Consider the following 13,500-nt stretch of genomic DNA (forward strand, 5'->3'; position numbering starts at 1 on the left):
GGGGGTCGTACGGCTGACTCGGTCTGCGTCGTGCGGCGGCCCGCCGGCCTCATGTCTGTGCCTTGCCTCCGGTGATGCGGGAGACCACCAGGGCCACCAGGATGACGGTGCCGTTGAGGAAGTTCGTCCACTGTGCGGGCACCCCGGCCAGGGTCAACACGTTGATGATCATGAACAGCAGCAGGACGCCGGTGAAGGCGCCGAAGACGCTGCCCCTGCCGCCGTTGAGGCTGACCCCGCCGATCACCGCCGCCGCGAAGACCTGGAAGATCGCGCCGCTGCCCTGGGCCGCCGGCACCGCCGCCAGCCGGCCACTGATCAGCAGGCCGGCGAGGGCGGCGAGCACGCTGGCCACGATGAGGGCGACCCACAGCACCCGGTCGGTACGGATGCCCGCCGCCCGGGCCGCGTCGGCGTTGCCACCGATGGCGTAGAGCGCCCGGCCGGCACGGGTGTATCCGAGCACCACGATTCCGACGGCGACCAGCAGCAGCGACACCCAGATCGAGGCCGGCACCCCGAACCAGGTGGCGGAGCCCAGGTAGGTCATCGACTCCGGCAGCGCGAAGAAGGTCTGGCCACCGGAGATGCCGGTGAGCAGGCCGCGCAGGACGATCAGCATGCCCAGCGTGACGATGAAGCCGTTGAGGCCGAACCGGACGATGAGCAGACCGTTGAACGCCCCGACGAGCGCCCCGACGAGCAGGACCACCGGAACCGCCCAGGCGTCCGGCACCACGTCGAGCCCGAGACCCCGGGTGAGGGCGGGGTCGATGACCAGCCAGGCGGCGATGCCGGGCGCCAGGCCGAAGGTGGACTCCAGCGACAGGTCCATCTTGCCGGTGATCAGCACGATGGTCTGGGCGAGCACCACGATGGCTATCTCCGACATGCTCTGCAGCACGTTGATGATGTTGTCGCTGCTCAGGAAGACCGGGTTGACGATCGACCCGACGATGGCGACCGCGATGATCGCCGGCACCAGCGCCAGGTCGCGCAACCGGGCGACGGCCAGACTCCGCGACGCGGACCGGGACGGCGGCGGTGCCGCCGACGGCTGTGTGGTGGGCGTCAGCGTCTCAGACATGGTGGAGATCCACCCCTTCCATGGCGGCTACCAGATCGTTGTCGCGCCAGCCGCGCGCCATCTCGCCGACGACCCGGCCCTGGAACATCACCAGCACGCGGTCGCAGATCCGCAGGTCGTCGAGTTCGTCCGAGACCACCAGCACGGTGGTGCCGCGTCGACGGACCTCGTCGACGACACCGAGCAGCGTCTGCTTGGACCGCACGTCGACACCGGCGGTCGGGGTGATGAGCACCAGCACCTTCGGCTCGCTGGCCAACGCCCGGCCCATCACCACCTTCTGCTGGTTGCCGCCGGAGAGGTCGGAGACCGGCACCTGCGGCCCGGACGCCTTGATCGCCAGGTCGGCGATGGTGTCGCGGGCCAGCGCGTCACGCCGGGCCGGTGAGATGAGACCGCGTCGCACGACCCGGTCGGGCACGGTCATCGTGACGTTCTCCGCGATGGACAGCAGCGGCACCAGTCCCTCCCGGTGCCGGTCCTGCGGCACCAGTCCGACCCCGGCGTCGAGGGCGTCCGGCACGCTACCCGGCCGCAGCGTGCGACCGTCCACCACGACCGTTCCCCCGGCCGCGCGGGCCAGACCGACGATCGCCTCGGCGACCTCGACCTTCCCGCTGCCGCCGCCGCCCGCGATGCCGACCACCTCGCCGGCCCGGGCATCGAGCGACAGTCGCGCACCGGAGGCGGTGGTCAGGTCACGCACCGACAGCAGCACCGACGCGTCGGCCGCGAGGGGCCGGTGATCCGCCTCCGGCATCGTCACGTCCTCACCGGTCATCGCGGCGACCAGGTCCGACCTGCCGAGCTGCGCCACCGGCGCGGTCAGGATGTGCCGCGCGTCGCGGAAGACCGTCACCTGGTCGCAGATCTCGTAGATCTCCTGGAGGTGGTGGCTGATGAACAGGAACGTCACGCCCTGCGCCCGCAGATCCCGGATGCGGGTGAACAGGCGGTTGATGCCCGCGCCGTCGAGCTGGGCGGTCGGTTCGTCCAGGATGATGAACCGGGCACCGAAGGAGAGGGCTCGGGCGATCTCCACGAACTGCCGCTGCTCGACCGAGAGCGCCGCGGCGGGTTGACGTACGTCGACCTCGACCGACCAGGTCGCGAGCAGTTCCTCGGCCTGTCGGCGCAGCCTCGACCACCGGATCAGCCCGGCCGGGCCCCGGGCGTGGCGGTGGAGGAACAGGTTCTCCGCCACGGTGAGGGTGCCGATGATGGTGGACTTCTGGTAGACGCAGGCCACCCGCTTCCGCCACGCGTCGCGGTCACCCAACGGCGGGGCGGGCCGACCGTCGAACGCCACCGCGCCGCCGTCGGCGGCCTGGAGTCCGGTGAGGATGCCGACAAGGGTCGACTTGCCGGCGCCGTTGCGTCCGACCAGGGCGTGCGTCTCGCCGGGCCGGACCACGATGCCCGCGTCGAGCAGGGCCACCGTCGACCCGAAGCGCTTGGTGATGTGCACCGCCTCGACGACGGGCCGGGCGTCGCCGGCCGCGCCGTCGGCCGGGTGGTGCGCGACGGTGGTCATGCGTTGTTGCCCCACAGGGAGGCGTCGTCGAACGTCAGCGTCGGCTCACCCGCGATCGGCGCACCGTCCAGGGTCACCAGTGGCGCCGGGAGCTGGTCCTCCAGCAGGCCGTCGCGGACCTGGATGATGGTGCTGCCGTGGTCGGTCGGGCCGGGCTGGAAGGTCTTGCCGTCCATCGCCGCCTTCACGTACTCCAGGCCGTACCTGGCGTACAGGTCGGCGGGCTGGCTGACGGTGGCGTCGATCAGACCTTCACCGATGTTCTTCAGCTCCTCCGGGATGCCGTCGTTGGAGACCACGAAGACGTGCTTCGGGTCGCTCGGCGGCACCTGGAGACCGCGCTGCTTGAGGATCTGCAACGTGCCGGACAGTGCGAACGAGGACTGCATGTAGATGCCCCTGACGTCCGGGTCCGAGGCGAAGCGGGTCTGCAGCTTCGACGCCGCCACGTCGGCCTTCCAGTCGGTGGCCTCGCCGAAGACGGTGATGCCGGGGAAGTCCTTGCGCATGCACTCGTTGAACGCCTCGGTGCGGTCCCGGCCGTTGATCGAGTCGAGGCCGCCCTGGAGCATCACGACCTTGCCCGTGCCGCCGAGCTTCGTGCCGAGGAACTGGCACGCCTTGATGCCGTAGGCCCGGTTGTCGGCGCGGACGACCATGAACACCCGGCCGGTGTCCGGTCGGGTGTCGATGGTGACCACCGGGATGTCCCGGCTCTCCAACTGGGTCAGCGTCGGTCCGATGGCGGCGGTGTCCTGCGGCGCCATCACCACGCCCTTGACCCCCTGGCTCATGAAGGCCTGGGTGTTGGAGATCAGGTTGGCGATGTCGTTCTGCGAGTTGGTCGTCTTGGTCTCGACGTCCAGTTCGTCGGCGAACTGCGGCACGTACCTGATGTAGGAGTTCCAGAAGTCGGTGTCCGAACGCGGGTAGTCGACGCCGACGAGCTGCGTCGAACCGCCCGAGCCGGTGCCGTCGTCGCCGCACCCGGCCGCGAGGGTGGCCGAGGCACCGAGCAGCACGGTCAGTCCCACGCTCAACAGGGCTCTACGTTCCATCGTGTGTCCTCCGTATCGGGATGCCGCCGGAGGCTGGGCACCGCGACCACCGGGGCGCGGCGACGGACGACCGGCGGAACAGATGCGATCGGGCGGCGGTGACGTCCACAGCGGGCAGGTGCGGACGCCCCTCGGGTGGTTCGGGATGAAGGCGGCCTAGACATCAGACGTTATTCGTTTCCGGCGCGCAGCGTCAATGCCTAGATCTGCGTTGATATCGGGCTATCGGCAGGAATCTGCGGCTGAGCATCGGGGCAGCGGAATGAATACATCACATCAATACCCGACGCGGCGACTCGCCCGACGACGGCGGGTCAGACCGGCGGGCTGGACCGATGTTGGCGATCACACGACGGCGCTCGATCGCCGCCACGTCCGCACATCGACAGTCCTGCGAACGTTAACATCGACGCCCCTCGTGTTGCTAGCGTGTTTCGCGCCCGTGGCGGCACCCCCGGAAGCCCTGGGGGCGGAGGGTGTCACCACGGCCACCCGAGCAGCGGCCGACCGAAAATATCGATCAATGCCATCGTGTTGCTGGCCCTCTCGGCGCGACTCCATACTTTGGCTTGCGCGCGAGCCGCGAATCGGCACGAAAGTGTCATCGTCACGGCGAGGTGAGCGGATCCCCTCCGCAGGGCAGCACCTCCCGCATCGCGACGCCCGGCCCCCGTCCCCGGTCGATGTCGGCTGACCCCGACGTCCACCGTGCCCGGATTCCGGCGTCGCCCCTACCACCGGAGGTGAACATGACCCGAACGAGAGCGGGGCTGCTGGCATCCCTGGCCACCGCGTTACTTCTCGCCGTGGCGGGCGTGGCCCTGTCCCCGTCACCGGCCGTCGCCGCGTCGCTGGTCGAGGTGACCAGCTTCGGCAACAACCCGGGCAACATGCGCATGCACATCTACGCGCCGGACAACCGACCCGCCAACCCGGCGATCGTGGTCGCCATGCACGGGTGCGGCGGTTCCGGCACCGGCTTCTACTCCAGCAGCGAGTTCGCCCGGCTCGCCGACCAGTACGGCTTCCTGGTCATCTACCCCACCGCGACCCAGCAGGCCGGCTTCGGCAACTGCTTCGACGTGTGGTCAGCGGCCTCCAAGCGCCGCGACGGGGGCAGCGACCCGGTCTCCATCATGTCCATGGTCGGTTACGCCCAACGCCAGTACGGCGGCGACCCGCAGCGGGTCTACGCCACCGGCAGTTCCTCCGGCGGCATGGCCACCCAGGCCCTGCTCGCCCTCTACCCGGACGTCTTCAAGGCCGGCGCGGCCTTCATGGGCGTGCCGTTCAACTGCTTCGCCAACGCCGCCGACTTCCCGCCCACCAACAGCCAGTGCGTCAACGGCCGGATGGACCGCACCCCGCAGCAGTGGGGCGACGCGGTACGGCAGGCGTACCCCGACTACAGCGGTCCGCGCCCCCGCATCCAGCTCTGGCACGGCACCAACGACACGCTCATCCCGTTCCAACTCCTGCAGGAGGGGGTCGAGCAGTGGACCAACGTCTTCGGATTGAGCCAGACGCCGACGTCCTCGGACACCCCGCAGGCCAACTGGAACCGTCGCCGGTTCGCCAACTCCGCCGGCACCGTGCAGGTCGAGGCGTACAGCATCCAGGGCGCCGGGCACACGCTGCCGTCGACGGGCATGGCCCGGGTCGCCATCGACTTCTTCGGCCTGACCTCCACCCCGCCGCCGACCACGCCGCCGCCCACCACGCCGCCGCCGACCACGCCGCCGCCGACCACGCCTCCGCCCACGACTCCTCCGCCCACGACTCCCCCGCCCACCACCCCGCCGCCGGGCACCACGACCTGCCGGGTGCAGTACTCGACCGACTCGTGGAACAACGGTCTCGTCGCCACGGTGACCGTCACCAACAACACCCCGAACCCGGTCAACGGCTGGACGTTGCAGTGGACCTGGCCGAACGGCCAGCAGGTCACCAGCGCGTGGAACGCCACGGTGACCCAGAGCGGCAGCCAGGCGACCGCACGCAACGTCGCCTGGAACGCCACGATCGCCGGCAACCAGAGCGTCAGCTTCGGTTTCCAGGCCACCCACAGCGGCACCAACAACCCACCCACCGGCTTCACCCTCAACGGGCTCGGCTGCCAGTGAGCGACGCCGGCCGACGACCGGGCCCCGACGCGGGTGCCACGACGTCGACCGGCGGTGGCATCCGGATCTGATCCACACCCGACGGCGACCGGCCGTCACCGAGTACGCGGCCCGGTGCCGCGGGCGCGCCACCCGCGCCCGCGACACCGGGCCCACTCGTTGTGCTCGTGCCCACCGGCACCCGCCGACCACCGGGGCGACGGGGTGCCCGACCAGGCGACCAGAGCATATTTACCGCGGTCACTTGAGCGTGTTATCGATAACATGCTAACTTCCGGTCGAGGGGTGCAGGGCACGCTCCTTCGAGGTCACCGAACCGGCCGGCAGGGCACGCCGACCGACGATCGCACCCGCCGGTGACCTGTCCGGGCCCGCCGACAAGGCGCAGCGCGTCGGCCGTCCGAGCCGCCCCGACCACAGGCGGCACCGGATCCCGTTCACCACGGCCGGGTCACCGCGCCCGCACGAACTCCACCGATCGCCCCAGCACCCGACGGGCCGTGCCATGGCCGCCCCCGGGTGTTCCTCGCCACTCGCCCTGGGGCCGAGGGGCGTACCGACCACCACCACGAGAGGTCTGTCATGAATCGCAGATCCACCGACGGCAGAGGTCCGGCCATCCGGCCGCGCGTCCTGCTGCTGTCCCTCGCGGCGGGCACCGCGCTGCTCGCCTCGACCATGCTCGTCGTTCCCGCCGCCAACGCCGCCGCCAGCACGCTCGGCGCCGCCGCTGCCCAGAGCGGACGCTACTTCGGCGCCGCCACCAGCTCGTTCATGTTCTCCAACAGCCAGCACACCACGATCCTCAACCGCGAGTTCAACTCCATCGTGGCCGAGAACGAGATGAAGTGGGACGCCACCGAACCCCAGCAGAACGGCTTCAACTTCACCGGCGGGGACCGGCTCGTCGCCCACGCCCGGGCCAACGGCATGTCGGTACGCGGGCACGCGCTGGTCTGGCACGCCCAGCAGCCGGGCTGGGCGCAGAACCTCTCCGGCACCGCGCTGCGCAACGCGATGACCAACCACATCACCCGGGTCGCCGGTCACTTCCGGGGCCAGATCCACTCGTGGGACGTGGTGAACGAGGCGTTCGCCGACGGCGGTGGCGGCGGTCGGCGTGACTCCAACCTCCAGCGCACCGGCAACGACTGGATCGAGGTCGCGTTCCGGACCGCGCGGGCCGCCGACCCGGGCGCCAAGCTCTGCTACAACGACTACAACACCGACGGGATCAACGCGAAGTCGACCGGCATCTACAACATGGTGCGCGACTTCAAGGCCCGTGGCGTGCCGATCGACTGCGTGGGCTTCCAGTCCCACCTGGGCACCACGCTGGCCGGTGACTACCAGGCCAACCTGCAACGCTTCGCCGACCTCGGCGTGGACGTGCAGATCACCGAGTTGGACGTCGCCCAGGGGTCCAACCAGGCGAGCATCTACGAGCGGGTCACCCGCGCCTGCCTGGCGGTGGCCCGGTGCACCGGCATCACCGTGTGGGGCGTACGGGACAGCGACTCGTGGCGGCGCAACGAGAACCCGCTGCTGTTCGACGCCAACGGCAACAAGAAGGCGGCGTACCAGTCGGTGCTCAACGCGCTGAACAGCGTCAGCGGACCGAACCCGACCACCCCGCCGCCCACCACCACCGCGCCCCCGCCGACCGGTGGCGGATGCACCGCGTCGGTGTCGCTGAACTCGTGGAACGGCGGCTTCGTGGCCACCGTCAAGGTCACCGCCGGCAACTCGGCGATCCGTGGCTGGACGGTGCGGGTCGCGCTGCCCGGCGGGACCGCGGTCACCGGCACCTGGAACGCCCAGGCCAGCGGCAGCGGTGGCACGGTGAACTTCGCCAACGTGAGCTACAACGGCCAACTCGGTGCCGGTGGCAATACCGAGTTCGGTTTCCAGGGCACCGGAACGGGTCCGTCCGGCACCCCGACCTGCACGGCGAGCTGACCGCCCACCGGCGGCGGGTCCGGTCCGGCATCGCCGGGCCGGGCCCTGCCCGTCGCCGAGGGATGCGGGCCGGGCCGCCTCAGCGGACCGGCGGCCGACCCACGCTCTGCCGGGAGACCAGGGTCGGCGCGACCGTCTCGCGCAACGCTCCCCCGCTGGCCGACTCGATCTGGGTCAGCAGCATCTCCAGGCTGGCCCGGGCCACCGCGTCGAAGTCCGGTCGCACGGTGGTCAGCGGCGGGATGAAGTACGCGGCCTCCGGCACGTCGTCGAAGCCGACCACGCTGATGTCGTCCGGCACCCGGCGACCGTGCTCGTGCAGCGCCCGCAGCACCCCGAGCGCGAGGTGGTCGTTGGCGGTGAAGACGGCGGTGACGTCGGGCATCCGGGCCAGCATCTGCCCGCAGCGGTAACCGGCCGCAGCGGACCAGTCGGCGGGCACCAGCGGCGGGATCTCCGCCCCGGCCGCGAGCAGCGCCTCCCGCCAGCCCTCGATCCGGCCCGCGCTGTCGAACCAGTCGGACGGACCGGAGACGTGCCACACCGTGCGGTGCCCGGCGTCGAGCAGGTGCTGGGTGGCGGCCCGGGCACCGGCGGCCTGGTCCACCGTCACCAGTGGCATCGGTCGGCGCGGATCCCCGTCGACGGTGACCAGTGGGACGTCCTTCGGCAGGCGCTCCAGCGCCTCGCCGGCCGACTCCACCGGCGCGATCACCACGATGCCGGCGACCCGGTGGGCCAGGTGCCGCTCCACCGCAGCCGAGATGGACCGGTGGTCGAGGTCGCGGACGCTGCCCACGCTGACCGCGAAGCCGGACTCGGCGGCGACCTGTTCCAGCGCGGTGAGCAACGATGCCGGACCGTAGAGGGTGGTGTTCTGGGCGACCACGCCGATCACCTGCGAACGACCGGTGACCAACGCGCGCGCCGCCCGGTTGGGGCGGTAACCGAGCTCGGCGATGGCCGCCTGGACCCGCAGCCGGGTCTGTTCGCGGACGTTCGGGTGGCCGTTGAGCACTCGTGACACCGTCTGGTGCGAGACACCAGCGAGGCGAGCCACGTCCGTCATCGCAGGATCGCGTACGGCCATCTCAGACTCCCCGCATGTCGGTCGGCGCCGCGACCGGTCGACGCTGACTGGAACGGCTAGGGTACAAAGATCCCCTCTCGCGGTACCCACACCGGCCCGTGCCGTCCGAGTGGAGAGCGCTCGATCACGCACAGTCTACGTCAGCGCCGATCCCGATCGTTGCCAGGCCGTGCGGCCGAATTGGCGTCGCGCCGAGGCTCCGCGGTCGACGGCGTACACCGGGATCGCGCATGGTGTCCGTGCCGGGACGCGGGTGGTGGGCCGCCCGGGGGCCGGGCCCCCCCCCCCCCCCCCCCCCCCGCGGGGGCGCGGCGCCCCCCGGCCGCGGGGGGGTCCGGGGCCACCCGGGGTCCGGGGCTTGGGGGGGGGGGGGGGGGGGGGGGGGGCCCGGGCGGGCCCCCGCCCCCCACCCCTCGGTCACCGGAGCGCGGTGACCGTCCGTACCGGCGGGCGGCGCGGTCGGAGGTTCGCGCCGCACCCGCCCCGAGGGCGCCGTGACATCGAGGTCAGGGCGTGGCCAACTCGAAGCGTCGCACCGTCACCGCACCACCAAGGGCGCTGGTGGCGAAGTTGAAGATGCCGAACCGGTACCCCATGAAGAACGTCCAGTTGTTGTTGAGCGTCAGGGCGTTGCCCAGCGGGACGAAGGTGACCCCGTCGGTGCTGTACGAGAAGCGCGCCTGCCGCCCGGAGCCGGGTCTGATGTCGGCGTTGGCCCGTAGCCAGATCCGACCGCCGGACACCGCAGCACTGGCGATCTCGGTGCCGGTGCTGGTGGTGCTCCAGTTGTTGCCCATGGTCAGGCCGTTGGTCATCACCACCCGGGTGGCCCCGTTGTCGCGCCGGACACCGATCCAGGCCGAGGAGTCCCGCAGCATGGCCAGGCCGGTGCGGTCCCCGTCGCGCATGGTGGAGTAGTCCAGCTCGACCGTCGCGGTCGAGGTCGGACCCTGGATACGGTGCGTGACCGTGTTGCGGGCCCGGTAGAGGTCGTTGGTGACGGTGGCGGTCTGCAGGCGCAGTCCGTTGTTCACCGAGAACCGGCTGGTGTCGGGGTTGTGGTTCCACTCCCACTGCACGCCGAGCTGGGTGCCGGCGAACGTGTCCACTCCGGTGAGCGGCTTGACCGGCCGCAGCGGCAGCGGGTTGGGGTAGTTCACGCCCCAGGCGCCGTTGACGGTCTGCACCTGCGGCCAGCCGTCGGCGGTCCAGGTGATCGGCGCGAGCGTCGGCATCCGGCCGCCCGGGTACGCGTCGGTGAACGCCATGTAGTACCAGGCGCCGTTCTGGGTCTGGACCAGTCCGCCCTGGTGCGGTACGCCGCCGCCGGAGATCGGCCCCTGCATGTTGAGCAGCACCTGCCGCTGCTCGTACGGGCCGAACGGACCGTTGGTCGACTTGAGCACGTACTGGCCGTTGGCCGGACGGGTCAGCCAGATGTAGTAGGCGCCGTTGCGCTTGTAGAAGCGCGCCCCCTCCAGCGTGCCGATGCTCGACGGCGTCTGGTAGACCTGCTGGGCCCGCACCTGGGAGCGCCCGTCGGCGGAGAGCTGCGCCACGCTGATGGTGCCGTTGCCGTACGCGACGTACATGGTGTCGTTGTCGTCGATCAACATGCCGGCGTCGTAGTAGCAGTTGGGGATGGTGGCGTGCCGACTCCAGGTGCCGTCCACGGCGGAGGCGGTGTAGATGTGGGTCTGGGCGAAGTCGATGCACCCGGCCCAGTAGTACGTCCGGTTGCTGGGCCGGTAGTTGAGCGTCGAGGCCCAGATCCCGTTGACGTACGCGTGTTGCCCGCTGGGCAGGTCGTACTTGGTGCCGAAGTCCAGCCGGGGCACCGAGTGTCCGGCGAACTCCCAGTTCACCAGGTCGTACGAGCGCAGCACCGGCGCGCCCGGCGAGTAGTGCATGGTCGAGGCGGACATGTAGTAGACGTCGCCGACCCGGATGATGTCGACGTCGGCGAAGTCCTGCCAGACCACCGGGTTGGTGAAGTTGCCGCCGGGGGTGCCCGGGTTGCCGGTGTCACCGACGCGGACCAGTTGCCACTGCTGGTTGGTGCCGCCCCAGTCGTCGTACTGGACGATGTTGCCGCCGTCGGCGGTGGAGGCGTTCTGCACCTCCACCGCCTTGTTGCTGTTGCGGTTGATCAGGCGGACGTACCCGCCGTCGGAGTCGGCGAGCCGGAACTGCTGGTTGGTGCCGTTGCCGTCGGTCCACTGCACGATGGACGCGCCGTTGGCGATGGAGAAGTTGTAGACGTCGAGCACCTTGCCCGAGTGCCGGGACTTCAGCCGGTAGTAGCCGCCACCGGAGTCGACGAACTGCCACTGCTGCTGGTTGCCGTTGTTGCGCGTCCACTGGGTGATCCGCGCGCCGTCGTTCGTGGCCAGGTTGTAGACGTCCAACGCCTTGCCGCTGTTGCGGTTGACCAGCACGTACCACGCGTTGGTGTCGACCGTCGCCGCCGCTGCCGGCGAGGGTGCCACCGCCACCAGCGTGCCGCCCACCACGACCGCCGCCACCGCCGCGACGGCCCGGGACAACCACCCACGCCGACGCGGAACGATGCGGGGGACCTCGAAGGTACCCATGATCCTCCTTGGGAGAAGAGAGTGGAGCGACCACAGGGGACGGTCGCGGGGTAGATGCGTCCCGCGTGGTGTGATCGCTAACAACCGCCGCCGTGCCCACGTGCGGCGTCGTGATCGTTTACTACGAAGCGGAACGCGCCTGGCCCGGTCGGCCGCAGATATCGTCCGTCTTCACTATCGACTGTGAGCGATAACAGATCCTTAGTCAAGACGTAACACCGACGACTTGCGCGGGGCCGGATCACGCACCCGGACACGACGAGGACGCCGCCCGACGGGGCGGCGCGGAGGTGTCGTCCACGCCGGGCGGTGTGGCGGCAGGGATCGAGCCGATCACCGTCGAGGCGGCGGGTCCGGCGGGCCGCCCGGGCGGCGACCGCCCGTCCCGGCGTCCCCGCCCCGAACACCGAGCAGGCCAGGGTCGGCGGCGATGATCCGATCGCGCATCGGGCGTCGGGCGAGCGCGGCCAGCGCCTCGTCCACGAGCACGTGCAACGGCATCGACAGCTCGGTCTCCAGCTCGCGGGTCGCCGTGGTGGTGGCGGCGACCTCGGCCCGCAACGCCGGCAGGACCCGCCGCCCCTCGTCGGTGAGCGTGACCATCCTGGTGCGCGCGTCGCGGCCGGGGATCGTCTCCACGAGCCCGGCACGCGCCATCGCGGCGACCGTCTGGCTGGCCGCCGAATGGGTCACGTCGATCGCGGTCGCGACGGCCCGGATCGAGCACGGCCCGTCGTCGGCCACCACCAGGAGCACCGGCGCGAACCGCGCGCGCAGACCGGGAAGGCCGATCTCGGCGTACACCTGGCCGATGCCGCCGTCGAGCAGCTCCATGAGCGTCGCGAGTCTCGTGCCGAGGACGCCGGGCCCGGGATCGGGGGTTGCCATGGCGGGTACTGTAACAGCGCTGTCATATCGCGAGGAGCGCACCATGATCGAGCCGTACGACACCGGGATGCTCGACGTCGGCGACGGCAACCAGGTCTACTGGGAGGTCAGTGGCAACCCCGAGGGCGTCCCCGCCGTCGTCCTGCACGGCGGTCCCGGCAGCGGCAGCACGACCCGGCACCGACGGGCGCTCGCCCCGGAGCGGTTCCGCGTCGTGCTCTTCGACCAGCGCAACTGCGGGCGCAGCACCCCGTCGGCGGCCGACCCGAGCACCGATCTGCGCGCCAACACCACCGCCCATCTCGTCGCCGACATCGAGCGGTTGCGCGAGCACCTCGGCATCGCCCGCTGGGTGGTGTACGGCGGGTCGTGGGGCGCGACGCTCGCGCTGGCGTACGCGACGCACCATCCCGACCGGGTACGCGGCATGGTGCTCGTCGCGGTGACCATGACCCGACGGTCCGAGGTGGACTGGCTGTACCGGGGCGGCGGGCGGTTCTTCCCCGAGGCGTGGCAACGATTCGTCGCCCACGCGGGCCTGCCGGGCTACGCGCTGCCGACCGACAGCCAACCACCGATCGAACCGGTCCTGCTGCGCTACGGCCAACTCCTCGCCGACCCGGACCCGGCGGTACGCGAACGGGCGGCCGAGGAATGGTGCGCGTGGGAGGACGCGCTGATCTCCGAGGAGAGCAACGGCAGACCCGGCCAGTACTCCGCCGGGGAGCTGCGACAGCGGCTCACCATGACCCGGATCTGCGCGCACTACTTCGGCAACGGCGCGTTCCTGGCCGACGGCGAGATCCTGCGCAACGTTCCGAAGCTGGCCGGCATCCCGGGTGTGCTGGTGCACGGTCGTAACGACGTGAGCGGACCGGCGATCACACCGTGGGAGATCGCGCAGGCGTGGCCCGAGGCACGCCTGCACGTCGTCGGGGACGCGGGGCACACCGGCAGCGAGACCATGCGGCGCGTCCTGTCCGAGACGGCGGACACGATGGCACGCACCTAGACCCGACCCGCGCCACGGGGGATGCGGGGACCCGGGCGCGGGGGGGGGGGGGGGGCCCGCCGGGCGGGGGGGCGGCCCCCCCCCCGGGGGGGGGGGGGGGGACCCCCGGCGGGGGGGGGGGTGGCGGGGTGGGGCCGCGACAAGCGGGGCCGCCA

The 13,500-nt window shown here is 71.1% G+C and carries 9 protein-coding genes; 3 read left to right on the plus strand and 6 right to left on the minus strand.

Annotation, left to right across the window (positions count from 1 at the left end; all coding sequences use genetic code 11):
- Positions 1-49: 49 nt before the first annotated feature.
- Genes ACIBMZ_RS20020 through ACIBMZ_RS20030 form a run of 3 tightly spaced genes read right to left on the minus strand, consistent with a single transcriptional unit; the run spans position 50 to position 3,679 of the window.
- On the minus strand, positions 50-1,087 hold the full coding sequence (locus ACIBMZ_RS20020) for an ABC transporter permease (protein WP_396695822.1): 1,038 nt from the start codon (positions 1,085-1,087) through the stop codon (positions 50-52).
- Positions 1,080-2,621: a sugar ABC transporter ATP-binding protein gene (locus tag ACIBMZ_RS20025; RefSeq protein WP_396695824.1), complete on the minus strand. Its 1,542-nt coding sequence runs from the start codon at positions 2,619-2,621 to the stop codon at positions 1,080-1,082. The genes ACIBMZ_RS20020 and ACIBMZ_RS20025 overlap by 8 nt, the downstream gene beginning before the upstream one ends.
- Complete coding sequence (locus ACIBMZ_RS20030) at positions 2,618-3,679, minus strand: sugar ABC transporter substrate-binding protein (RefSeq protein ID WP_396695826.1); 1,062 nt, start codon at positions 3,677-3,679, stop codon at positions 2,618-2,620. Before ACIBMZ_RS20030 ends, ACIBMZ_RS20025 begins: the two co-directional genes overlap by 4 nt.
- A 749-nt stretch (positions 3,680-4,428) precedes the next feature.
- On the opposite strand from ACIBMZ_RS20030, the gene ACIBMZ_RS20035 reads away from it, so the two are divergent.
- Together ACIBMZ_RS20035 and ACIBMZ_RS20040 are read left to right on the plus strand one after the other, a co-directional pair.
- Positions 4,429-5,802 (plus strand): PHB depolymerase family esterase, encoded by a 1,374-nt coding sequence (locus ACIBMZ_RS20035; RefSeq protein ID WP_396695828.1) that lies wholly within the window; start codon positions 4,429-4,431, stop codon positions 5,800-5,802.
- Positions 5,803-6,384: 582 nt separating this feature from the next.
- Positions 6,385-7,761: an endo-1,4-beta-xylanase gene (locus ACIBMZ_RS20040; protein ID WP_396695830.1), complete on the plus strand. Its 1,377-nt coding sequence runs from the start codon at positions 6,385-6,387 to the stop codon at positions 7,759-7,761.
- 79 nt (positions 7,762-7,840) lie between these two features.
- On the opposite strand, the gene ACIBMZ_RS20045 is transcribed toward ACIBMZ_RS20040, so the two are convergent.
- From ACIBMZ_RS20045 to ACIBMZ_RS20055, 3 genes are all read right to left on the minus strand, one after another.
- Positions 7,841-8,830, minus strand: coding sequence for a LacI family DNA-binding transcriptional regulator (locus tag ACIBMZ_RS20045; RefSeq protein WP_396695832.1), 990 nt, complete (start codon positions 8,828-8,830; stop codon positions 7,841-7,843).
- A gap of 527 nt (positions 8,831-9,357) precedes the next feature.
- Positions 9,358-11,445, minus strand: a complete 2,088-nt coding sequence (locus ACIBMZ_RS20050; RefSeq protein ID WP_396695834.1) for a family 43 glycosylhydrolase — start codon at positions 11,443-11,445, stop codon at positions 9,358-9,360.
- A 333-nt stretch (positions 11,446-11,778) separates the two neighbouring features.
- Positions 11,779-12,333, minus strand: a complete 555-nt coding sequence (locus ACIBMZ_RS20055) for a MarR family winged helix-turn-helix transcriptional regulator (RefSeq protein WP_396695836.1) — start codon at positions 12,331-12,333, stop codon at positions 11,779-11,781.
- A gap of 43 nt (positions 12,334-12,376) precedes the next feature.
- On the opposite strand from ACIBMZ_RS20055, the gene pip reads away from it, so the two are divergent.
- The gene (pip, locus tag ACIBMZ_RS20060; RefSeq protein ID WP_396695838.1) at positions 12,377-13,345 is read left to right on the plus strand and encodes a prolyl aminopeptidase; all 969 of its coding nucleotides are present in this window, start codon (positions 12,377-12,379) and stop codon (positions 13,343-13,345) included.
- Positions 13,346-13,500: the final 155 nt, after the last annotated feature.

Source organism: Micromonospora sp. NPDC049900 (genome assembly GCF_044461025.1).
In the GTDB taxonomy this organism is placed as follows: Bacteria; Actinomycetota; Actinomycetes; order Mycobacteriales; family Micromonosporaceae; genus Micromonospora.

Coding starts and splice junctions, on each gene's coding strand:
- pip (WP_396695838.1), top strand. CDS start 12,377: ATGATCGAGCCGTACGACACCGGGATGCTCGACGTCGGCGACGGCAAC.
- ACIBMZ_RS20040 (WP_396695830.1), top strand. CDS start 6,385: ATGAATCGCAGATCCACCGACGGCAGAGGTCCGGCCATCCGGCCGCGC.
- ACIBMZ_RS20035 (WP_396695828.1), top strand. CDS start 4,429: ATGACCCGAACGAGAGCGGGGCTGCTGGCATCCCTGGCCACCGCGTTA.
- ACIBMZ_RS20025 (WP_396695824.1), bottom strand. CDS start 2,621: ATGACCACCGTCGCGCACCACCCGGCCGACGGCGCGGCCGGCGACGCC.
- ACIBMZ_RS20050 (WP_396695834.1), bottom strand. CDS start 11,445: ATGGGTACCTTCGAGGTCCCCCGCATCGTTCCGCGTCGGCGTGGGTGG.
- ACIBMZ_RS20030 (WP_396695826.1), bottom strand. CDS start 3,679: ATGGAACGTAGAGCCCTGTTGAGCGTGGGACTGACCGTGCTGCTCGGT.
- ACIBMZ_RS20045 (WP_396695832.1), bottom strand. CDS start 8,830: ATGACGGACGTGGCTCGCCTCGCTGGTGTCTCGCACCAGACGGTGTCA.
- ACIBMZ_RS20020 (WP_396695822.1), bottom strand. CDS start 1,087: ATGTCTGAGACGCTGACGCCCACCACACAGCCGTCGGCGGCACCGCCG.
- ACIBMZ_RS20055 (WP_396695836.1), bottom strand. CDS start 12,333: ATGGCAACCCCCGATCCCGGGCCCGGCGTCCTCGGCACGAGACTCGCG.